This is a genomic window from Rhizobium azibense (assembly GCF_004342325.1).
Lineage (GTDB): Bacteria > Pseudomonadota > Alphaproteobacteria > Rhizobiales > Rhizobiaceae > Rhizobium > Rhizobium etli_B.
Genome location: NZ_SMBJ01000003.1, coordinates 272,182 through 294,512, shown reverse-complemented (window position 1 = coordinate 294,512; position 22,331 = coordinate 272,182). Strand labels below are relative to the sequence as shown.

At 61.1% G+C, this 22,331-nt stretch carries 21 protein-coding genes; 12 read left to right on the top strand and 9 right to left on the bottom strand.

From position 1 onward, the window contains the following. Positions 1-91: 91 nt before the first annotated feature. Positions 92-811 (bottom strand): ribonuclease HII, encoded by a 720-nt coding sequence (locus tag EV130_RS08995; protein WP_074060401.1) that lies wholly within the window; start codon positions 809-811, stop codon positions 92-94. Positions 812-997: 186 nt separating this feature from the next. Then, positions 998-2,155, bottom strand: coding sequence for a PA0069 family radical SAM protein (locus EV130_RS08990; protein WP_074060402.1), 1,158 nt, complete (start codon positions 2,153-2,155; stop codon positions 998-1,000). Between the two features lie 136 nt (positions 2,156-2,291). Here EV130_RS08990 and EV130_RS08985 point away from each other — a divergent pair, with 136 nt between their 5' ends. Continuing rightward, the gene (locus EV130_RS08985; RefSeq protein ID WP_074060403.1) at positions 2,292-2,810 is read left to right on the top strand and encodes a glycosyltransferase family 2 protein; all 519 of its coding nucleotides are present in this window, start codon (positions 2,292-2,294) and stop codon (positions 2,808-2,810) included. Between the two features lie 183 nt (positions 2,811-2,993). Next, entirely contained in the window at positions 2,994-3,308 is a 315-nt protein-coding gene (locus tag EV130_RS08980; protein ID WP_132552007.1) for a hypothetical protein, read from the top strand. A 42-nt stretch (positions 3,309-3,350) separates the two neighbouring features. Here the strand turns inward: EV130_RS08980 and moaB are convergent, their stop codons facing one another. The 4 genes from moaB to EV130_RS08960 all read right to left on the bottom strand — a co-directional run bounded on the left by moaB (position 3,351) and on the right by EV130_RS08960 (position 7,777). Beyond that, positions 3,351-3,902, bottom strand: a complete 552-nt coding sequence (gene moaB, locus EV130_RS08975; protein WP_074060405.1) for a molybdenum cofactor biosynthesis protein B — start codon at positions 3,900-3,902, stop codon at positions 3,351-3,353. Then, complete coding sequence (locus EV130_RS08970) at positions 3,902-4,789, bottom strand: 4-(cytidine 5'-diphospho)-2-C-methyl-D-erythritol kinase (RefSeq protein WP_074060406.1); 888 nt, start codon at positions 4,787-4,789, stop codon at positions 3,902-3,904. Before EV130_RS08970 ends, moaB begins: the two co-directional genes overlap by 1 nt. A 6-nt stretch (positions 4,790-4,795) precedes the next feature. Beyond that, positions 4,796-6,628 carry a tetratricopeptide repeat protein gene (locus EV130_RS08965; RefSeq protein ID WP_074060407.1) on the bottom strand — a complete coding sequence of 611 codons (1,833 nt, stop codon included), beginning with the start codon at positions 6,626-6,628 and terminating at the stop codon, positions 4,796-4,798. 132 nt (positions 6,629-6,760) lie between these two features. After that, complete coding sequence (locus tag EV130_RS08960; RefSeq protein ID WP_074060408.1) at positions 6,761-7,777, bottom strand: polyprenyl synthetase family protein; 1,017 nt, start codon at positions 7,775-7,777, stop codon at positions 6,761-6,763. Between the two features lie 108 nt (positions 7,778-7,885). Here EV130_RS08960 and EV130_RS08955 point away from each other — a divergent pair, with 108 nt between their 5' ends. Together EV130_RS08955 and EV130_RS08950 are read left to right on the top strand one after the other, a co-directional pair. Then, complete coding sequence (locus tag EV130_RS08955; protein WP_028739850.1) at positions 7,886-8,113, top strand: putative signal transducing protein; 228 nt, start codon at positions 7,886-7,888, stop codon at positions 8,111-8,113. Between the two features lie 7 nt (positions 8,114-8,120). Then, positions 8,121-8,912, top strand: a complete 792-nt coding sequence (locus EV130_RS08950) for a tRNA1(Val) (adenine(37)-N6)-methyltransferase (RefSeq protein WP_132660049.1) — start codon at positions 8,121-8,123, stop codon at positions 8,910-8,912. Here EV130_RS08950 and EV130_RS08945 read toward each other — a convergent pair. Next, positions 8,890-10,230 carry an Nramp family divalent metal transporter gene (locus EV130_RS08945; protein ID WP_074063067.1) on the bottom strand — a complete coding sequence of 447 codons (1,341 nt, stop codon included), beginning with the start codon at positions 10,228-10,230 and terminating at the stop codon, positions 8,890-8,892. The genes EV130_RS08950 and EV130_RS08945 overlap by 23 nt on opposite strands. A 164-nt stretch (positions 10,231-10,394) precedes the next feature. Here EV130_RS08945 and EV130_RS08940 point away from each other — a divergent pair, with 164 nt between their 5' ends. From EV130_RS08940 to EV130_RS08905, 8 genes are all read left to right on the top strand, one after another. Beyond that, positions 10,395-11,255 (top strand): S49 family peptidase, encoded by an 861-nt coding sequence (locus tag EV130_RS08940; protein WP_132660047.1) that lies wholly within the window; start codon positions 10,395-10,397, stop codon positions 11,253-11,255. Positions 11,256-11,274: 19 nt separating this feature from the next. Further along, positions 11,275-11,466 carry a membrane protein gene (locus tag EV130_RS08935; RefSeq protein WP_027507774.1) on the top strand — a complete coding sequence of 64 codons (192 nt, stop codon included), beginning with the start codon at positions 11,275-11,277 and terminating at the stop codon, positions 11,464-11,466. A 234-nt stretch (positions 11,467-11,700) separates the two neighbouring features. Next, complete coding sequence (locus tag EV130_RS08930) at positions 11,701-12,660, top strand: glycine--tRNA ligase subunit alpha (protein WP_074060411.1); 960 nt, start codon at positions 11,701-11,703, stop codon at positions 12,658-12,660. A 326-nt stretch (positions 12,661-12,986) separates the two neighbouring features. After that, a complete protein-coding gene (locus EV130_RS08925) occupies positions 12,987-13,538 on the top strand; it encodes a LemA family protein (RefSeq protein WP_074060412.1) in 552 nt (183 codons plus the stop codon). Positions 13,539-13,631: 93 nt separating this feature from the next. Continuing rightward, positions 13,632-14,894: a 3-phosphoshikimate 1-carboxyvinyltransferase gene (gene aroA, locus EV130_RS08920; protein WP_132552012.1), complete on the top strand. Its 1,263-nt coding sequence runs from the start codon at positions 13,632-13,634 to the stop codon at positions 14,892-14,894. 42 nt (positions 14,895-14,936) lie between these two features. Beyond that, positions 14,937-16,871, top strand: a complete 1,935-nt coding sequence (locus EV130_RS08915; protein WP_132660045.1) for a DUF2207 domain-containing protein — start codon at positions 14,937-14,939, stop codon at positions 16,869-16,871. A 66-nt stretch (positions 16,872-16,937) separates the two neighbouring features. Further along, complete coding sequence (gene purD, locus EV130_RS08910; protein WP_074060415.1) at positions 16,938-18,209, top strand: phosphoribosylamine--glycine ligase; 1,272 nt, start codon at positions 16,938-16,940, stop codon at positions 18,207-18,209. A gap of 105 nt (positions 18,210-18,314) precedes the next feature. Next, a complete protein-coding gene (locus EV130_RS08905) occupies positions 18,315-18,776 on the top strand; it encodes a plant virulence effector HPE1-like domain-containing protein (protein WP_074060416.1) in 462 nt (153 codons plus the stop codon). 346 nt (positions 18,777-19,122) lie between these two features. Here the strand turns inward: EV130_RS08905 and EV130_RS08900 are convergent, their stop codons facing one another. Together EV130_RS08900 and glyS are read right to left on the bottom strand one after the other, a co-directional pair. Next, positions 19,123-19,617: a 2-thiouracil desulfurase family protein gene (locus EV130_RS08900; RefSeq protein ID WP_132660043.1), complete on the bottom strand. Its 495-nt coding sequence runs from the start codon at positions 19,615-19,617 to the stop codon at positions 19,123-19,125. Positions 19,618-19,821: 204 nt separating this feature from the next. Beyond that, a complete protein-coding gene (gene glyS, locus EV130_RS08895) occupies positions 19,822-22,134 on the bottom strand; it encodes a glycine--tRNA ligase subunit beta (RefSeq protein WP_074060418.1) in 2,313 nt (770 codons plus the stop codon). Positions 22,135-22,331: the final 197 nt, after the last annotated feature.

Here is a 22,331-nt window from a genome sequence, read left to right as displayed (position 1 = left end):
GACTGCACTGTGGTGGTGCTGTTCTGGTTCCGTTGAAGCGGTTTGAATGACCGCTTCAATCATCACCTGCGAACGGAAATGCTGCTTCTGCTCACGGACGCCTTTGCAGCAGCATAAGCTGTTCCTCCAGAATTTCGTCCATTGCGTCGCCTTCGGTGCCGTTCTTCTTCAACGGCCGGAAGCTCATGCGGTGAAGCGAGCAGGGGCCATGCTGCTCGATGCCGGCGCGGTGCTGCGCCGTGCCGTAACCCACATGCGCGGCAAATCCGTAATCGGGGAAGACGGCATCTGCACGCGCCATCATCCGGTCGCGAGTCACCTTGGCAACGATGGAAGCGGCGGCGATTGAGACCGAGCGCGCGTCGCCCTTGACGACCGCTTGGCCCGGGCACTCCAGCCCCGGCGGTACGTCGAGGCCGTCGGTCAGCACGTAACGTGCAGGGATAGCAAGGCCGCAGATTGCCCGGCGCATGGCATCAAGGCTTGCCTTGCGGATATCCGTGAGGTCGATGTGTGTGGAACTCGACGATGCGATGGAAACCGTCGCTGTTGCGAGGATTTGGTCGAATAGTTGTTCGCGCCGTTGCGCCGAGAGCTGCTTGGAATCGTTCAGCCCGTCCGGGATACGCCTGGGATCGAGAATGACGGCTGCGGCGACGACAGGCCCGGCCAGAGGGCCGCGCCCTGCCTCATCGGCGCCAGCGACCGGCCAGTGACCGGCCTTGCGTGCTTTCAGTTCCAGCTTGAAGTCCGGAACGAGCGGCACCTCTTCAAAAAGCAGAGGAGAATCGGGTGACGTGCGAGGTTTCATGCGGCTGAACCTCGCACGCCAACCCGATTTCCTGCAAGCCCCCGGATCAGGGCGGCGCACCGGGGGCTCAGGCCGCGGAACGGATAGGGGAGCCGTCCGCGGCGCAAGAGGCCAGGGCGGCGGCCTCCTGCGGGATAACTCGTTGTGGCATCCTGGGGCGGCCCCCAGGGAATGCCTGTGTTCGGCCTAAAGCAGCTTAAGCTGCACGCCGCTGCCATCCGGCGGCACGAAAATATCGTCACGAAGCGGTATGCTGCGCCTCGTCATGCCGAGTCGTTTCGTCGCCATCTCGAATCGGCGGGCGAGCTGCCATGCATATGGGCCGGCGCCTTTCATGCGCTTGCCGAATTCGGCATCGTAATCCTTGCCGCCACGCATCGAGCGCACCAGCGACATGACGTGCCGGTAGCGATCCGGGTAGTTCTGAAGCAGCCAGTCGCGGAAGAGCGGAGAGACTTCCAGCGGCAGGCGCAGGATCACGTAGCCCGCCTCCAGCGCACCGGCAACCTTTGCCGCCTCGAGTATGCGTTCCAGCTCGTGGTCGTTCAGCGCGGGGATCATCGGGGCAGCCATTACCGAAGTTGGAATGCCTGCCTCTGCCAGGGCCTGGATCGCCTCCAGCCGGCGTGGCGGCGTGGCGGCGCGCGGTTCCATCACACGGGCAAGCTTGCGGTCGAGCGTGGTTACCGAAAGCGCGGTACGCACAAGGCCTTTGGCGGCCATCTCCTGCAGGATATCGATATCGCGCAGAATCAGTGCCGACTTGGTGACGATCGAGACCGGATGGTTTGCCTTGTTCAGCACTTCGAGGATCTGCCGCATGATGCGCCATTCCTTCTCGATCGGCTGGTAGGGATCGGTATTGGTTCCGATGGCGATGACCCGCGGCTTGTAGCCGGGCCTGGCAAGCTCGCGCTCCAAAAGTTTGGCTGCATCCGGCTTGGCAAACAGCCTGGCTTCGAAATCGAGGCCTGCCGAAAGCCCCATATAGGCGTGCGTCGGCCGGGCGAAGCAGTAGATGCAGCCGTGTTCGCAGCCGCGATAGGGATTGATCGAACGGTCGAATGGAACGTCGGGCGATTCGTTGCGAGTGATCGCCGTGCGCGGCTTTTCGATCTGCACTTCGGTCTTGAAGGGCGGCAGTTCTTCCAGCGTCTGCCAGCCGTCGTCGAAGGCCTCGCGGTGTATCGGCTCGAAGCGCCCTCCAGGATTCAGTCCGGCAGCGCGGCCGCGGCGCCGGTCGGCCTCGATGCGAAGGCCTGAAGAGGCGATCATCGCTTCGGCAATATCCGCCGTATTGGCAGGCGCAAACGCAGCCTGCCCCGCAAGGGACTGTTTGTTCATCGGATTCTCCCGCGACGACGCGTTTGCATTCGCCCGTCTTGATGATTAAATTCCTATCGGCAAAAAGAGAACAATGCAAGAACAAAATGAGGAAAGTCACACTGGCAATTTTTGTGCGGCGCTTTATAAATAAACAATGTTGACGGTTGTTTTGGAGTGCCAGGATCAGGAGCCTGAACTGGCGCAGACTTTGTCGGTGCTGGTGGCGGGTGCAGTCGAAGGGCTTGTGAGCGATGTAGTCGTGCTCGATCACGGCTCGCGCGATGGTACGTCGAAGGTGGCCGATGCGGCCGGGTGCCGCTTCCATTCGCAATGGGACATCAAGGATGTATTGCGCTCGGCCCGGGGCGAGTGGCTGCTTTTCGTCGAACCCGGCGCCCGGCCGCAGGCTGGTTGGATAGACGAAATCGCCGAATATGTCGCCCTTAACAAAGTTCCGGCGCGTTTCACCGCCTCGCGCGGATACAGGCGCCCGTTTTTCCAGCGGGTAGGACGGTCGCTGCCGCCGTTGGAGCTCGGCCTTCTCCTGCCGAAAAAACACGCGATTGCCGCCGCAAGAAGCGGAATGCGCCTCTCGGAATTTGCCAAGGGGCAGAAACTGCGCAAGCTTTCCAGCGAACTGATTCCCTCCTGGGTCGCCCGCTCCGCACGATAGCGCACAAATTGTTCGGCATTCGTTCTAAAGATGGCGCCCGATACGATTTCGCGCTATAATTCAGTCATGGCCCCGCCCGAGCGCGCCTCGCCTCCTGGCGGTCCATGGAATGCCGATAGACGGCAGAACAGGTCACAGCGGAAGTCTCCTCTTCTGCCGGGTTTCCGGCGAAGGAGGTGCGTCATGAAACGCAATATGATCCGCGGCCTTTTGGCCGTCATATTGGCGACATTGGTGTTCGCGCATCCGCACTCGGCAGCATCGCAGATGATGCGCAGTTGCGCAGACCGATCCGAGGTCGTCAAGTTTCTGGACAAGAACTTTGCCGAAAAGCTCACCGCGGTCGGTCTGATCAACCAGAATGCCATTCTTGAGGTCTATGCCGCCAAGAGCGGCACCTGGACACTCATCGTCACGGATGTGCATGGCGTCAGCTGCTTTCTTCTGTCGGGTGACAGCTGGGAAACGATACCCGTTCCGCCGGGCCTCGATACATAGCGCAATCAGGCGGCCGCCGCCATCTCGCGCCGGGGCAGCAGTCTACTTGCCCAGGCCGCGCTTCATGTGCTCGTCGAGCCGCGGCATGATCTCCACGAAATTGCAGGGCATGTGGCGGTAGTCGAGCTGCGCCTTCAAGATGCCGTCCCAGGCGTCCTTGCAGGCACCGGGCGAGCCTGGGAGCACAAAGACGAAGGTAGCCTTGGCAACCCCTGCCGTTGCCCGTGATTGGATCGTGGATGTGCCGATCTTGTCGTAGGAGAGGCGGTGGAAGACAGCCGAAAAGCCATCCATGCGCTTTTCGAAAAGCGGCTCCAGCGCCTCAGGCGTGACGTCGCGGCCGGTCAGGCCGGTGCCGCCGGTGGTGATCACGACGTCGATGCCGTCGGCCTCCGTCCAGGCGTTGACCTTTGCTGCGATGGCCGCCTTGTCGTCGCGCACGATCGCGCGGTCCATCAGCTTGTGGCCGGCCTCGGCGATCCGCGCCACGAGCGTGTCGCCGGACTTGTCGTTCTCCAGCGTGCGCGTGTCCGAAACCGTCAGCACGGCGATGCCGACGGGAATGAACGGCCGCCGTTCATCGATACCTGCCATTACCTGCCTCCACAGAGCGTTTCCGTTGCCTGGAAATACCAGTCGGGCCGGTCGCTGTGAAGCTTTGCCGCGGCCGCTCGGGCTGTTTCGATCGAATCGAAGATGCCGAAACAGGTTGCGCCGGAGCCGGACATGCGGACAAGGCTTGCGCCTGCGTTCTTCAACGCAGCCGACACATCTTCGATCTCGGGAACAAGCCTGCGGGCAGGCGGCTCGAGATCGTTCCGGTTGGCCCTGATCGCCGCCAGCCAATCGCTGCCCCGCAAGGCAAGCGGCGGGTTGTTCTTGGCCGTCAGCAGCCGGAAGATCTCGGGCGTCGAGACCGCCTTCAGCGGATTGGCGAGCACGATTGCAAAAGAGGGCAAGGCAACGGGCTCGATCTGTTCGCCAATCCCGCGCGCAATCAGCGGCCGGTTCGCAAGGCACATGGGTACGTCGGCGCCAAGCCTGAGAGCGATCGTTGACAGCCTGCCGCCGGGCAGGCGGAGGCTCCAAAGCCGAATGAGACCGCGCAGGGCGGCTGCCGCATCCGCCGAACCGCCGCCGATACCGGAGGCGATCGGAAGGTTCTTTTCGAGATGAATATGGACCGGCGGTGCATGGTGGCCCTGCGCCACCGCCGCCTGCCGAAGCATGTCGCGCGCCTTGAGCACCAGATTGCCGCGGGAATCGATGTCGAGAGCGGCGCCGAATCGTCCGCTGATCGTGAATTGATCCGATGGCGAAGCTTCAAAGCCCAGCCTGTCGCCGTGGCCGGCAAAGGTCACCAGCATGTCCAGCAGATGATAGCCGTCGGCTTTCTGGCCCGTCACGTGCAGGGCCAGATTGATCTTAGCAGGAGCATTCTCGGTAACCGCAAAGCTGCCGCTCATGCCCGCATCCGGCATGGATTGTCAGGACTTCTTGTCGGCCGGCGGCGGCGTAACAGGCACCGGATCCGGCTGCTTCTTGTCGGCCGCCTTGGCGTCGTCGTTGTCCGTCGTCAGGCCGTTGGCAATCTTGTCCTTGATTCTCGGAATTTCGGTCTCTTCCGGTGCCGAACTCAGCGCCCGGTTCCACTGATAAACAGCCTCGAGCTTGCGTCCGACGCGCCAGTAGGCGTCGCCCAGGTGGTCATTGATCGTCGCATCACCGGCCTTGATCTCGGCGGCCTTTTCCAGTTCGGCAACGGCGTCGTCGTAACGGTTCAGGCGGTAATAGGCCCAGCCGAGCGAATCGATGATGTAGCCGTCGTCCGGACGCAGGTCGACGGCCTTCTTGATCATCGTCAGGCCTTCGTCGAGGTTGCGGTTCATGTCGATCCACGAATAGCCGAGATAGTTCAGAACCTGCGGCTGATCCGGATTGAGATCGAGCGCCTTGCGGAAGTTCGGCTCGGCCTTGTCCCACTTCTTCAGGCGCTCATAGGCGATACCGCGCTGGAAGAAGACCGTCCAGTCGGCGCGGCGCGGCAGCGGGCCAATCACCTCCACCGCCTTGTCGTAGTTCTCCGCCATTTCCGCATAGTCCTTGGCGTCGGAAAGCACGCTGCCATAGGCAAGATAAGAGCGGATGTCCTTCGGGTCGGAAACGATCAGCGCCTTGAGGTGTTTGCGTGCCTCGTCGGTCTTGCCGCCCTGTGCCAGGGCAAGACCGAGCTGAAGCTCCGAAATGCGTCGCATCGGCGAGTTTTCCGGCACGCGCCTGTAGAATTCGATGGCACGGTCCGTCTGTTCCTGTTTTTCAGCAATGCCGCCGAGAAGGACCAGCGTATCGGCGCTGTTCGGGTCAAGCGCATTTGCCGTCTGCAGATAGAGCGAGACGATGTCTTCGGCCCCGTCGCGGTTCAACGCGCTGCCGATGGAGAAAAGCACGGCGGCAGCGCCCTGGGCTGCGTTACGCACCTGCTGTTCCGGCTTTTCGCCCTTCTCGATGCTCTGACGCAGCGCATTCAGCGGCGCATAGTTGGGCAGCATGTTGTCACCGACCGAGATTGCGTCGAGCGCCTTCTGCCTGTTGCCCTGGGATGCTTCCAGGCGGGCAAGCGCCATGACAGAGCGCATGAAGGTGTCGGGTGCCGTGGCGCCGCCATCCTTGTCCAGAACCGCATCGTTCAGATGCTTGCGCGCGGCCGCCACGTTGCCGGTTACGATCGCAATTGCGCCTGCATGATAGTTCTGGAAAATCCCGAACCATTCGGGGCCTTTCATCTTCTCGACCATCGAAAGAGCTTCCTTGTTGCGGCCGGCGCCAGCGCGCGCCCAGGCAAGCAAAAGGTCGTTCATCATGCGGTCGAGGTCGTTCGGGCCGTCATATTTCAAAATAGCTTCGGCGGTCTTGAACTCGCCGCGGCGCATCGCGTCCATGCTGCGCACGACGGTGGTGATGCGCTCGACGGAAGGATCCTTCTTCAGGTCGTTGGCATATTTCACGCCATCTTCGATATTGCCGTTCAAAAGCAGCGAGATCATCAGGCGCTGGCGGATCTCCGGGTTACCCGGCTCGATCTGGAGGGCTTTCTTGTAGAGCTCGATTGCGGTCTTGTAGTCATGATCGACATCGGCCGTGCGGGCAGCGAGAAATGCGCCTGCAAAAGTACTGACCGTATCCGGGTCGAAGATCACGTTCTTGCTGCCATCGTCCGACTTGGCCGCTTCTTCGGCATTCACGCCGCCAAGCGCGCCGAGCGAAAGGACCGCTGCAAGGGCTGCGCTTGAAAGAAGACGGATGGCATTTCTCTGCCGCATTAGAAAACCTTTCATCAGGGCAGCCGGTTCATCCGGCCGGCTGCGAGATCAGTTGAAAAGACTGATTCACAATAGGATGGCTTTTTTGAAGCGGCCCTGCAAGAAAATCAGCCCACGATCAAGGAGCTTTGATCAGTTGACCCGCTCGATGCAGAAATCGATCACTTCCATAAGCGCCGATTTCCAGGCCGTTTCGGGCAGCGGCGCCAGTGCGTCGCGGGCGATCGTGCCGTAATGAACGGCCCGCGAGATCGTGTCGTTCAGCGTGCCGTATTTGGTGATCAGGCCGAGGGCTTTTTCCAGGTTCGCATCGGTGCTGTTGCCGCCTTCGATGGCATCGCGCCAGAAGGCGCGCTCGGCCTGTGTTCCGCGGCGATAGGCCAGGATGACGGGAAGCGTGATCTTGCCTTCGCGGAAGTCGTCGCCGACATTCTTGCCGAGATCGGCAGCCTTGCCGCCGTAATCCAGCGCGTCATCGACGAGCTGGAAGGCGAGACCGAGATTCATACCGTAGGATTTCAGCGCATTTCGGCCTGATTTTCCGGCGTCTGCGACGATCGGGCCGACTTCGCAAGCAGCGGCAAAGAGCGCTGCCGTCTTGGCCCGGATGACGGAAAGATAGTCGTCCTCCGTCGTCTCCATGTTCTTGGCGACCGAAAGCTGCAGCACTTCCCCTTCGGCAATGACGCAGGCGGCGGACGAAAGGACATCGAGCGCATCGAGTGAGCCGACATCCACCATCATGCGGAAGGCCTGGCCGAGCAGGAAGTCGCCAACAAGAACACTCGCCTGGTTGCCCCAGATCGTGCGCGCCGTTGATTTGCCTCGGCGCAGATTGCTTTCGTCGACGACGTCGTCATGCAGCAGCGTTGCCGTGTGCATGAACTCGACGCTGGTCGCGAGCTTGACATGGTTTTCGCCTCTATAGTCGAAGAGACAGGCAGATGCCAGCGTGAGCATCGGGCGCAGGCGCTTGCCGCCGGAAGAGATCAGGTGGTTTGCGACCTCCGGAATCATCTGCACGTCGGAACCGGCCTTCGAAAGGATAAGCTGGTTGACCCGCTCCATGTCCGCCCGTGTCAGATCGACCAGCGGCTTGACGGATGCCAGTTTGTTTTTGCTTTCTTCAAGCGGTATGACCACGCCCAACGACCCGGACTCCTGTTCATTCTTTGGGATTGACAATAGAAAGGGCAGATTGACGCGGCAAGGGGTGAATTGTCGCGCAACACAGAATTGAAAGGGAATTGATCGCAAATGCATGAACTTATCCGCGCCAATGACCCTGTTCTATTGTCCTATGCGCAGAGTCTTCTGAAGGATGCGGGGATTCACTGCTTTGTCGCAGATCAGGATATGAGCATTCTCGAGGGCTCGCTCGGCATGCTGCCGCGCCGTCTGCTCGTCGAGGAGGAGCGAGCCGATCAGGCCCGCCGCATCCTGACGGATGCCGGTCTCGCCGGCGAATTGCGCATCGCGAAATGACGTAGCCATGGCGGACGCTTCCGACACGATCGATGCCTTCCATCGCGGCCGCTTCCACATCGTCCAGCCGAAGGGCAGGGGGCACCGTTCGGGCATGGATGCCATGCTGCTTGCGGCACTCGTTGCCGATGACCGTGCTATCAAGGTTGCCGATCTTGGCGCCGGTGCCGGTGCAGCCGGACTGGCCGTGGTCTCCCGGCTACAGAAGGCGCAGGCCGTGCTTTTCGAACGCTCCGTGGAGATGGCCGATTATGCCCGCCGCAGCATTGCCTTGCCGGAAAATGCCCATGTGGCGGGCCGCGTTACGGTCGTGGAGGCGGATGTGACGCTCACGGCAAAGGCCCGCAACGACGCGGGCCTTGCCGACGAGGTCTTCCATCATGTCATCATGAACCCGCCTTTCAACGACGCCGCTGACCGGCGAACGCCGGATGCGCTGAAGGCTGAAGCCCATGCAATGACCGATGGTCTTTTCGACAGGTGGATTCGTACCGCCGGCGCGATCATGGTCCCCGGCGGACAATTGTCGCTGATTGCGCGGCCCGAATCGATCGCCGACATCATCACCGGTTGCGGCAGGCGCTTCGGCGGCATCGAGATAACTGCCATCCATCCGCGCAAAGGCGAGAATGCCGTCCGCATCCTGGTGACGGCGATCAAGGGGTCGCGGGCGCGGATTTCATTGCGCGCACCCCTTATCATGCACGAAGACGGAACGCATAAATTCTCCCCCTTCGTCGATGATCTGAACAATGGCCGCGCGGCCTATTCGAGGCTTAGCCGGTCACGAAATCGATAAGCAGCTTGATATTCAATCCGGCGATCACGATTGCGATCACATAGGCAACGGTGCTCAGCCAGCGCGGTGCGACGAGCTCGCCCATCTTCGCCTTGCTGGCGGTGAACATCACCAGCGGGAAGACGGCGAAGGAAAGCTGCAGGCTGAGCACGACCTGAGTCAGGATCAGCAATTGTGCCGTGCCCTGGTTGCCGTACCAGATCGTTACGATCGCTGCCGGCACGATTGCGATGGCGCGTGTGATCAGACGGCGCACCCATGGTTGAAGCCTGATCTTCAGAAAGCCTTCCATGACGATCTGGCCGGCAAGCGTCGCCGTCACGGTCGAATTCAGGCCGCAACAGAGCAGGGCGATGCCGAAAAGCGTTGGTGCGATTGCAAGCCCGAGCAGCGGTGACAGCAGTGAGTGTGCCTCGCCGAGTTCGACGACGTCGGTGCGTCCGTTGGCGTTGAATGCGGCTGCGGCCAGGATCAGGATCGAGGCGTTGATCAGCAGCGCAAAGCAGAGCGCAAAGGTCGAGTCGAGCGTCGCATAGGCCAGCGCTTCCCGCTTTTCCGGTACTGTGTGGCCAAAGGCGCGGGTCTGGACGATGCCGGAATGCAGATAGAGATTATGTGGCATGACGGTCGCTCCGAGGATGCCGAGCGCCAGATAGAGCATTTCCGGGTTGCTGACGATTTCCGTTGTCGGGAAGAAGCCGGTGATGACGGCGCCCCACTGCGGGTCGGCAAGGAAGATCTGTATGCCGAAGCACAACGCAATGACGCCGAGCAACGTGATGATGAACGCTTCGATCCAGCGGAAGCCGAGCTTTTGCAGATACAAGATGAGGAAAACGTCGAGCGCCGTAATCAGCACGCCGAGTTCCAGCGGAACGCCGAAGACCAGGTTGAGGCCGATTGCCGTGCCGATCACCTCGGCAATATCCGTCGCGATGATGGCGATTTCCGCAAAGGCCCAGAGCGGTACGGAGACGAATTTCGGGAAGGCGTCCCGGCAGGCCTGCGCCAGATCGCGGCCAGAAGCAATGGCAAGCCGGGCGCAAAGCGATTGCAGCACGATCGCCATGAGGTTGGAAAGCAGCGCCACGGTCAACAGCGCGTAGCCGAATTTCGAGCCGCCGGCGAGCGAGGTCGCCCAGTTTCCGGGATCCATATAGCCGACCGCGACCATGTAGCCAGGGCCGGCAAAGGCGGCAATCCGCCGGAGTTTCGACCCAGGGCGGCCCGTGCCGATCGTGCGATAAACGTCTGAAAGCGAGGCTTCCTGGCGATCGTGTCGCCAGCCGCTTTTTGGAGTACGATTTAAGACATCCATATCATTACCGCTTTTGGGACCAATGCCCGCACTATGCCCGATCAGAATGATAATGCAAGTCATTCGCAATAGGAAAAATCGGATGCATGTTGGAAAGGTGGCCATTGCGTTTGCTGCTCCATTGCATACATGGATTGCGTTGCCGAGAGCGAGAAGGATTTGAAATGGCCGGATTTTTGAGAAAACTGGTACCGAAGCGCTTCCGAAAGGAAGGGGTGATCATCCCGGTCGTCAGGCTTCAGGGCGCGATCATGAGCGGCGGCGGTCAGTTCCGCCCGATACTCAATCTCGCCAATGTCGCACCGGTGCTGGAAAAGGCCTTCTCTGACAAGGAAGCTCCCGCTGTCGCCATTGTCGTCAATTCGCCGGGCGGTTCGCCCGTTCAGTCGCGGCTCATCTTCACGCGAATCCGCGAGCTTGCCCGTGAGAAGCAGAAGAAAGTGCTGGTCTTCGTCGAGGATGTGGCGGCCTCCGGCGGCTACATGATCGCGCTTGCTGGCGATGAAATCATTGCCGACCCGACGTCTATCGTCGGTTCGATCGGAGTCGTTTCCGGCGGCTTCGGCTTCCCCGAACTCCTCAAGAAGATCGGCGTCGAGCGTCGCGTCTATACGGCCGGTGAAAACAAGGTCATCCTCGATCCCTTCCAGCCTGAAAAGGAAAAGGACATTGAATATCTGAAGACCCTTCAGCTCGAGATCCACGAGATCTTCATCGCCATGGTGCGCGAACGCCGCGCCGGCAGGCTGAAGGATGACGAAACCGTCTTTTCCGGGCTATTCTGGAGCGGCACGCGCGGGCTCGAACTCGGCCTCGTCGACAGCCTTGGCGACATGCGCCAGGAACTGAAAAGGCGCTACGGGCCGAAGACCAGGCTGCAGCTCGTCACCGCTGCGCGCAGCCTCTTCGGCCGGCGAATTCCCGGTGTCTCGCCCGTCTCGATGGATGGCTTTGCATCAGGTCTCGCGACGGGACTTGTCGAAGCGGCGGAAGAAAAGGCATTGTGGAGCCGCTACGGACTGTGAGAGGAGAAGAAAAAGGGAGATGGCGCAGCTTATCACAATCATAATCCTGGTCGGCGCCGCCTGGTGGCTCTACCGCCGCTTCATCTCCGATGCCAAGCGCCTGCAGGAAAAATCCCGCCGCGCCGAGAAGGAGCGCCAGACCGGCGCCGTCGGCACGCTTGTCAAGGATCCGGCGACCGGCGAATACCGCGTGAAGCGGGAGGATGAATGACGGTGACCGCTGAAGAACGCTTTTTCCCGCTTCGATTGCATCGCGTGTGTTCGGCTAAGGCCAGATGTCGACGAGCTCTTGCGAAAGCCTAAAAGCTCGTCTCGGGGTGGCGGCCGTCTTGACGGTCGTCACCGAACTCCTTCCAAAACATGGTCCCATCATAGGTTATGTATTGACCCTTGCCCTCTCCCATGGCACCTGTCCGGCAAAATACGCAACCGGTGGCTTGTCCTTATGTCTGCATCGATCCCCGACCATATGAACCCGAAGCGTTCGTTCCAGGCGCTGATCCTGACCCTTCATAACTACTGGGCGGACAAGGGTTGTGCGGTTCTGCAGCCCTATGACATGGAGGTCGGCGCCGGTACGTTCCATCCGGCCACCACGCTGCGCGCGCTCGGCCCGAAGCCGTGGAAGGCTGCCTATGTTCAGCCGTCGCGCCGTCCGTCGGACGGTCGCTACGGTGAAAACCCGAACCGTCTGCAGCATTATTACCAGTACCAGGTCATCCTGAAGCCGAACCCGCCGAACCTGCAGGAGCTTTACCTCGGCTCGCTGGCGGCGATTGGCCTCGATCCGCTGCTGCACGACATCCGGTTCGTCGAGGACGACTGGGAAAGCCCGACCCTCGGCGCCTGGGGCCTTGGCTGGGAGTGTTGGTGCGACGGCATGGAAGTCTCGCAGTTCACTTACTTTCAGCAGGTCTGCGGCATCGAATGCGCGCCGGTTGCCGGCGAACTGACCTATGGCCTGGAGCGTCTGGCGATGTATGTGCAGGGCGTCGACAACGTCTACGACCTGAACTTCAACGGCCGCGAAGGCGACGAAAAGATCAGCTACGGCGAAGTCTTCCTGCAGGCCGAACAGGAATACTCACGCCACAACTTCGAATTCGCAAATACCGAGATGCTGCATCGCCATTTCATCGATGCGGAGAAGGAGTGCCAGGCGCTCCTCGCCGCCGGTGCGCCGAGCGACAATGCCAATCAGCTGCTGCACAAATGCGTCTTTCCGGCCTATGACCAGTGCATCAAGGCAAGCCACGTCTTCAACCTGTTGGATGCACGCGGGGTGATCTCGGTCACCGAGCGTCAGAGCTATATCCTGCGGGTGCGCACGCTCGCCAAGGCTTGCGGCGAAGCGTTCCTGTTGACGGATGCCGGCGGCATGAATGTCGCCAGGGCCGCCGCCTGAGAATGCTTAGCGGCGGTGGTCGGACCGTACGACGACGCGCCGGGGTGCCGGGCCTGCGCCCTTTCGGAAATCGACGAGAGATGCGATCGCCGCCAGGCTCAATAGAAAGAATGCTGCGCTCATGGTCTGATCATTTCCTCGTCATGAGTTGCGAGTGCACCGTAACCAGCCGGCACAGTTAGCAAGATACAGCCGCCTTCATAGGTGCGGTATCGTGATATTTCGCTAGTCGTTGACGGGAATCGCGGCCTGGAAATGCGGGATGACAATCCAGCGCAAGCCGCATAGTCTCCGTCCAAACTTTGCGTCGTTGCGGGGGATTCGCGATGTATATCCTTCTCGGTGTGATCGTTCTGATCGCGCTTTATCTTGTCTTTATCTATAACGGTCTCGTCCGCGCCCGACAGATGGCCGAAGAGGCCTGGTCCGGCATCGACGTGCAGCTGAAGCGTCGCGCCGATCTGATCCCAAACCTCATCGAGACCGTCAAGGGCTACGCCACTCACGAAAAGAGCACGTTGGAAGAGGTCGTGGAGCTGCGCAACAAGGCGCAGGCGGTGCCTTCCGGCGATGTTGCGGGCAGGGCGCAGGCGGAGGGCCTTCTTGGCCAGGCGCTCGGCCGTGTGCTGGCGCTGGCCGAAGCCTATCCGGACCTGAAGGCGAACGAGAACTTCTCAGAGCTTCAGGCCTCGCTCGAAACGATGGAGAGTGAAATCCAGATGGCGCGCCGGTACTACAACGGCGCTGCCCGTGATCTCAACGTCAAGGTGGAAAGCTTCCCCTCCAATCTGGTCGCTGGGCAGTTCGGCTTCCAGAAGCGGGAATATTTCGAGATCACCAACGAGGCCGACCGCGCCGTCCCGGCCGTCAAATTCTGACATGGGCGTTTGCCTTTGCGCAAAAGCTGCTATGAGCAGGGCCGGTCAGTGGCCGCAGGGCGGCCAGCGCAATGGACGGAACAGACAAGCGTCATGAGCAAGGACAAGAAACTCACCATCATTCCCGCTAAGGCTCCGCTCGTGGGGCGCGCCGTGCCGCCGGGCTCGAAGTCGATCACCAACCGCGCACTCCTCCTGGCTGGCCTTGCCAAGGGGGTCAGCCGCCTGACCGGCGCGCTGAAGAGCGACGACACGCTCTACATGGCCGAAGCGCTGCGCGCTATGGGCGTCGTCATCGACGAACCGGACGATACAAGCTTCGTCGTCACCGGAAGCGGCAAGCTGCTGCCGCCGAAAGCGCCGCTCTTCCTCGGCAATGCCGGCACCGCAACACGGTTTCTGACTGCCGCTGCCGCACTCGTTGATGGCACCGTCGTCGTCGACGGCGATCAGCACATGCGCAAGCGCCCGATCGGTCCGCTCGTTGATGCGTTGCGCTCTCTCGGAATCGATGCGACGGCCCAGACCGGCTGCCCGCCTGTAACCGTGAAGGGCGCGGGCCGCTTCGAAGCGAGCCGTATCGGCATCGATGGCGGTCTCTCCAGCCAGTATGTGTCCGCGCTGCTGATGATGGCGGCCGGAGGCGACCGCCCGGTGGATATTGAACTCCTCGGCCAGGACATCGGTGCCCTCGGCTACATCGATCTCACGACCGCGGCGATGCAAGCCTTCGGCGCCAAGGTCAAGAAGACGAGCGCGCTCACCTGGCGCGTCGAGCCGACCGGCTACACGGCAGCCGATTTCGTCATCGAGCCTGATGCATCGGCGGCAACTTACCTCTGGGCGGCCGAAGTCCTCACCGGTGGCTCCATCGATCTCGGCGTGCCCAACGGCGCGTTCACGCAGCCGGATGCGCGCGCCTACGACATCATCGCCAAGTTCCCGCACCTGCCGGCTGAAATCGACGGTTCGCAGATGCAGGACGCGGTTCCGACGCTCGCAGTCCTTGCCGCTTTCAACGAAACGCCCGTCCATTTCGTCGGCATTGCCAATCTGCGCGTCAAGGAATGCGATCGCATCCGCGCGCTGTCGACCGGCCTGACGCAGATTCGCCCGGATCTGGCACGCGAGGAAGGCGACGATCTCATCGTCCAGTCCGATCCGTCGCTTGCCGGAAAACGTCTGCCTGCCGAGATTGACACTTTCGCCGACCACCGCATCGCCATGAGCTTCGCGCTCGCCGGACTGAAGATAGACGGCATCACGATCCTCGATCCGGATTGCGTCGGCAAGACGTTCCCTGCCTACTGGCGGACGCTGGCAGGACTGGGCGTCGAATATGGGAACGAGGGCTGACATTATCTGAGGCGGCAGCGCGCCGCCGGCGGGGAGAGGTATATGATCCGGCGGCTTTTCGGCCTTTGCGTCATTCTGTTTATGGCGCTTGCAGCATATGGGGCAAGTGCTGCGGAGGTGATCAACTCCTTCGCATCGGATATAAGGCTCGAAAAGAGCGGCGCCATGACGGTGACGGAGACAATCACCGTCAATGCCGAGGGCAACCGGATCCGGCGAGGCATCTTCCGCGATTTTCCGCTGACTTTCGTCGATGAAGGGGGTCGCCGCCGCAGCGTCGACTTCGACGTTATATCGGTCAGACGCGACGGCAAGGACGAGCCTTGGAAGACGGAATCCGTCTCGGGCGGCATCCGTATCTATGCTGGGTCAGAAGACGTCATGCTTGCGCCGGGCCGCCATGAATATGCCTTCACCTACACCACCGATCGCCAGATCCGCTATTTCGCCGATTACGACGAACTCTATTGGAATGTGACCGGTAACGGCTGGATCTTCCCGATCATGGCCGCGACCGCGACGGTGAACCTGCCAGATGGCGTCACCGCAACCGATACGAATGTGTTCACCGGTGCGCTTGGCGCAAAGGACAAGAATGCCCGCGTGTCAGGCAGCAATGCCCGGCCGGTCTTCTCGACGACCATACCGCTCGATGCCAACGAAGGTCTGACGATTGCCGTCAAGCTTGCCAAAGGCGCGATCGATCCGCCGAGCAGATCGGATCAGAACATCTGGTGGCTGAAGGACAACCGCGACTATTTCATCGGTTTCGGCGGCCTCCTGCTTGTGTTCCTCTACTACACCCGCTCCTGGCTCAAGGTCGGGCGAGACCCTTCCCGCGGCGTCCTCGTGCCGCGCTGGGATCCTCCCGACGGCATCTCTCCAGCGCTCGTCAACTATATCGACAACAAGGGCATTTCAGGCGGGGGCTGGACGGCGCTTTCGGCAACGGCACTGGACCTGGCGGTTCGCGGCTATGTCGTTCTTGAAGACCTCAAGCAATCGATCATCGTCAGGCGAACGGAAAAGCCGGTGGGTAAGGAGAAGCTGGAAGCCGCCGAAACCAGCCTCCTGAGCGCCGTCGGCAACAAGGGATCGCTGACGATCGACAAGGCAAACGGCGAACGCGTGAAGTCGGTCGGACAAAGCTTTCGGTCGGCGATCGAGCGGGAACATCGCGGCAAATACTACAATTCCAATAGCGGCTATACGGCTGGTGGCATCGCGCTCAGCGCTGCCGCACTTGTCGCGCTCTTCGTTTTCGGCACGCTGGAAACCGATGCGATCGTCCTGATGATCATTCCGATCGTCGTTTCTGTCTTCGTCGCCGTCTTCGTGGCCGGCTTTGCACGGTCCTTCCGCCCCGGCCAGTCCCTTGGAGGCAAGATCGCCGCCGTGATCGCGATCGCCGTCATCGTTTTTGTCGGCTTCAGCATCATTTCATCGCTGGCTCTGGCACTTTTCTCCACGCTTTTGGAATTCCACGAGACGCCGATGCTCTTTGCCGTCGGCGGCATCGTGCTGCTCAACCTGCTCTATGTTTTCATCATGGGTGCGCCAACGCCGCTTGGCTCGAAGATCATGGATGGCATCGACGGCCTTCGTCAGTATCTGACGCTTGCCGAGAAGGACCGGATGAACATGGCCGGTGCGCCGGAAATGTCGCCCCAACATTTCGAGAAGCTGCTGCCCTATGCGGTTGCGCTTGGTGTCGAGAAGCCCTGGACGCGCACCTTCGAAACCTGGCTTGCGGCGGCCTCTGCCTCGGCGGCTGCGGCTTATGCACCGTCCTGGTATTCCGGCAACTTCAAAAGCGGCAGCTTTTCCGATCGCATCGGCGGCTTCTCGTCGTCGATGGCGTCCACCATTGCCTCGACCATTCCCTCGCCCCCGCCCTCAAGTTCGTCTTCCGGTTTTTCCGGCGGCGGAGGTTCTTCGGGCGGTGGCGGTGGCGGCGGCGGCGGTGGCGGCTGGTGAGCTTTCCCGCTTGACCTTTGGCTTCACGCCCCTTAACCGCCAGACAGAAAACGGAAAGGATCAGGCATGAAGGTTCTGTTGATCGGCTCGGGCGGACGCGAGCATGCGCTTGCCTGGAAGCTGGCAAAATCGCCGCTGATGACCGAATTCTATGCCGCGCCGGGCAATCCGGGCATTGCGGAGCATGCAAGGCTCGTCAGCCTGAACGTTGAAGATCACGAGGCAGTCGCGGCCTTCTGCGTGCAAAAGGCCATCGATTTTGTCGTTGTCGGTCCCGAGGCGCCTCTGGTCGCCGGCCTTGCCGACCGCCTGCGAGCCGATGGGCTGAAGGTCTTCGGTCCGTCCGCTGCAGCAGCCCAGCTCGAAGGTTCCAAGGGTTTTACCAAGGATATCTGCGCCCGCTACAACATCCCGACCGGCGCCTACCAGCGCTTCAACAACGCCCCGAAGGCAAAGGCCTATATCCGCGAACAAGGCGCCCCCATCGTCGTCAAGGCGGATGGCCTTGCCGCCGGCAAGGGCGTGACGGTGGCGATGAGCGTGGGGGAGGCGCTTGGCGCAGTCGACGATTGCTTCGAGGGTGCGTTCGGCGCAGCCGGCGCCGAGGTCGTCATCGAGGCTTATCTCGATGGCGAAGAGGCAAGCTTCTTCTGCCTCTGCGACGGCAAGAACGCCCTGCCGCTGGCGACCGCACAGGATCACAAGCGTGTCGGCGAGGGTGATACCGGCGTCAATACCGGCGGCATGGGCGCCTATTCGCCGGCTCCGGTAATGACGCCCGAGATGATCGAGCGGACGATGAAGGAAATTATCGAGCCGACGATCTGCGGCATGGCCGAAAGCGGCTATCCTTTCTGCGGTGTTTTCTTCGCCGGCTTGATGATTACGGCAAAGGGCCCCGAACTCATTGAATACAATGTGCGCTTCGGCGATCCCGAATGCCAGGTACTGATGATGCGCCTGAAGAGCGATCTGCTGCCGCTTCTGCTGGCAGCGGCCGAAGGCACGCTCGACAAGGCCACAGCCGAATGGAGCGACGATCCGGCGCTGACCGTCGTGATGGCCTCCAAGGGTTATCCGGGCCCTTATGAGAAGAACACGCCGATCCTCTCGCTGCCGGAGGCAGGCGAGGGCGCGAAAGTGTTCCATGCCGGCACGTCTTTGAAGGACGGCGAGCTGGTCGCGACCGGCGGCCGAGTGCTGAACGTGACCGCCACCGGCAGAACAGTCGGCGAGGCTCAAAGCCGCGCCTATGCGCTGCTGGACAAGGTGGAATGGGAAAATGGTTTCTGCCGCCGCGATATCGGCTGGCGGGCGATCGAGCGCGAAAAAGCTTGAGCCTGGCCCGAAATCGGGTCAGATCCGTAAATTTCTAACCATTCCCCTGACGGGATGGAAATAAAGGCTCGCTATCATGTTCCCATAGAGGTCGGAGCAGGTTCCATGCGTCAATTCATTCTCGGTGCGTCAATTCTTCTGGCATCTGGTTCGGCGATGGCCTCCTCGATCGAGGTGATCGGCTCGTCGCGCGCCGGCGGCGGCAGCATTGTGACCGAGACCTGCACGACCTGCCCACCGTTGCAATCGACCGAGCGCAAGAAGGACTACACGGTGCCGGCTTTGCCGCCCGGCGCCATCCAGGCCAGCGCGCTGCGTAATGTGGCCGGTGAGCAGAAGCTCTACCGCACCGAAGGCTGGATGGGCGGATCGCCCGTGGTTTTCGTGACCAAGGCGACCCCCGAAGTCCTGGCCGACTTCAAGGTGACGGTCCCCGACGAAGGCATCGACCCGACGGCGACGACCTCCCTCATCGGCGGTGATGCCAAGCCAGTTGTTGCAGGCATGTCCGCCCCTGCGGAACAAACGGTGCCGCTCGACGTTTCCGACTTTGAGCTTAGAATGTGATTTTTAGTTCCCTGCCCCTGACCCGGCCAAAGTTTTGGTCGTACGGGGTCCGCCGCATGGCGGATTGAATGCGCTCCTGAAGAGAAGCAGGAGCGCATTCTTTATTTTTTATTTGGCTTTGAGCTACTCCATAGATGGATTACGGCGGCCGCAATGGGCGACGGCCGGCGAATCGCTTATGCGAATTTCGCATTAGGCAAGGCTTAAAACGCAATCGTCGGCAAGATCGCAGAAAGCGATTTTGAGCAAGACACGGGCGAGGTGGATCCCACCCGGGCCGGCGTGCGGCTCGAAAAATGGTTGGCAAAGGTGGTGAAGGCGCTGGCCCCAAGCACGTGCCTTCGGATCAGAGGGGCGTCGCGAGGCTTTCCTCAAGCCGGTCGATCTCCCGGTCCGAGAACACCTGGATTCCCGCGCGCTTCAGCAGGGCAGCTGTAACACCATTGCCGTGGCGCCGCGCTCTTCTGAAAGATCCATCATAGATGAAACCAGAACCGCAGGAGGGGCTGCCGTCGATGAGCAGCGCGTGGGTGCAGCCCGTCTCCTGAGCCAGCCTGAGCGCATTCTGCGCTGCCTTTCGGAATGCAGCCGTCACATCGCCTCCGGTGATCTCCAACACCCGTGCAGTTGCCGACAGGACGTCCTCGCCGCTCGCGCCGCGCTCGATTTCCGCCGGCGGCCGCGGCACCGGCATGCCTGCCGAGATCTCCGGACAGATCATCACGAGCCTTCCCTCTGCCCGCCACCGCTCGAGCGCCGGATGCGCGAGCGGCTTCGCCCGGCCGTCATAACGGACGGCATGGCCCATGAGGCAGGCGCTGACGAGGATTTTGTAGGTCATGATTGTCTGATAGCGCGAGTTCTGGTGAATGACCAGTGCGGTGCGCTTTCCTCCACCTCCTGCCTGTACCTGTCAGAGGGATCAATCAGCGCCATGTCCACCGGGCGGGGACCTGGAACCGTTCATTCGGCGCAATGCGTCCCTGTCACAAGGACAGGAACGAGGCGAAGAGGTTGGCGCCAGGCCGCTGCCAGTCGGAAACCGTTACCCTGCGATCTTCGAAAAGTCCGCAACCGTGCCCGTAGCCTCGCGGATCAGCCGCAGCAGGGCCAGGCGGTTGGCGCGAATTGCCGCGTCCTCGTCATTGACGAGCACGTCGTCGAAGAAGCGGTCGACCGGGGTGCGGAGCTTCGAAAGCGCCTCCATCGCCGAGCGGAAGTCTTCCCTGGCGATTGCGGCGGAAGCCTCGGCCGAGGCTTTGGCGATGGCGGCAAAAAGCTCCCTTTCGGCATCGAGCCGGAAGAGTTTTTCCGAAACGCCGTCGGCGATGACGGTGCCCTTCTTCTCCTCGGCGGCCAGAATCTGCGTGGCGCGCTTGGTGCCGACCAACAGGTTCTTGCCGTCTTCCGAGGTAATGAAAGCCGTCAGCGCCTCGACACGGCGGGCGATCATGACGAGGTCGTCGGCCTCGGGTGTGACGACGGCATCGATCAGGTCGTAGCGCGCACCCTGGTCGCGGAGATAGACCTTGAGGCGGTCGTGGAAGAAGGCAAGGAGGTTGATTGCCAGTTCATATTCTTCTTCGATTGTCTTTGGATGGCCTTCAGCAAGATAATTCTTGCAATATTTGATTGCTGCGCGCTGTTCTTGCACGAGCCTCTCGTGGTCGAACCTTTCGTTGTCCTCTAGGATTTTAAGCTCGAAGAGTCTGATCGAAGCTTCGTGGCTAGCGATCGCCACAGCCCATTCGCTCCGAAATGCAGAGCGAAACAGCGGGATGAGAGGTGCTCTGATTTCCCGTTCCAACAGCAGCCGTATCGATCCCAGCGCTGCTCTTCTCAGCGCGAACGGATCCTTTGAACCGGTAGGCCTTTCGTTTATTCGCCAAAACCACACAAGTGTATCGATCTTGTCAGCAAGCGCTATGGTTATGGCAACGTTGTCGGTAGGCACTCGGTCGGTAGGACCTTGAGGCTTATAATGGTCCTCCAGTGCCGCCGCCACTGGTTCATCTTCACCTTGCAGCAGCGCATATTTCTTTCCCATTGCACCTTGCAGTTCGGGGAATTCGCCCACCACCTCAGTTCGAAGGTCCGCCTTTGCCAAGGCTGCGGCTCGGCTAACCTTCAGAGGGTCTGCATCGACGATTTTACCGATTTCGCCGGCCAGGGTGCGAATGCGTGTTACTCGCTCGCCCTGCGTTCCAATCTTCGCGTGGAACGTCACATGCAGCGCATCGAGCTTCGCCATCCGCTGATCGAGCGGTTTCCTCAGATCAAGCCCGAATTTCTTCGCCGACGCTTCCAGGGTTTCGAGGTCGGGCAAGTTCCCCTGGTCGCGCTTCCAGAAATGCAGCGCGTCGGAAAGGCGGGCGCGGACGACCTTGCCATTGCCGTGGACGATTTCCTTGCCGCCGTCGTTGGCCTCAATGTTGGAGACGAGGATGAACTGGTTCGAAAGCGTCTCTTCGCCCTGTTTACGCGTTACGAAACATTTCTGGTTCGTCTTGATCGTCAGCCTGATGATTTCGGAGGGGATTGAGAGGTAGTCCTCCTCGAAGCTGCCCATCAGCACTTGCGGCCATTCGACGAGCCCGGAGACTTCCTCCAGCAGACCTTCGTCCTCGACCAGTTCCAGTCCGCCCGCAAAGGCGATGTCGCGGGCGTCATGCAGGATGATGTTCTTGCGCCGCTCGGCATCGAGGATGACCTTCGCTTTTTCGAGGCTCGCGGCATAGTCGTCGAAACGCTTGACGGCGATGGCGCCTGGCGCATGGAAGCGGTGGCCGTAGGTCACGTTGGAGGCGACGATGCCGTCGATCTCGAAGGGGATGACGGATGTTTCTTCATGCTCGGTGCCGAAAGTGCAGACGATCGATTGCAGCGGGCGCACCCAGCGCAGCGAGCCAGGTTTGGAGGAGGCCTTTCCCCAGCGCATGGATTTCGGCCAGGGGAAATCGCGGATGATGCCGGGCATCACGTCGCCGATGATTTCTTCGGCAGCGCGCCCGGGCTTGGAAATCACGGCAATGTAGAAATCGCCCTTTTTCGGGTCGCTGCTTACCTGCGCCTCGGAAACCGAGGAAAGGCCGGAGCCGCGCAAAAAGCCCTCGATCGCCTTTTCGTTGGCATCGGTGCGCGGGCCCTTGCGCTCTTCGCGCACATCGGCGGACCGCCCGGTCAGCCCGCGGATATCAAGTGTTAGGCGGCGCGGCGTCCAGTATTCGCGGGCGCCCTCATAGGAAAGTCCTGCCTCCACCAGCGCATCGGTGACGAGCTTCTTCAGGTCGCCGGCAGCCTTGCGCTGCATGCGGGCCGGAATTTCCTCGGATCGAAGTTCTATAAGCAGATCGGGCATGTCACTTTTCCTTGCCTCCTTAAGGGAGGACGGTCCAAAACGGTCGCCTCTGCTACCAAAGAATGCCGCATCTGCACAACCGCAAAAACGGGAAATGCGGACGCGCGAGCCACGCGAGGAGGCAATCACCCTTGCGGTGGCAACGCGCCGCGCATCCACCTCGCGGCTGCGCTTTGCCGTCCCTTCTTTCCGGCGGG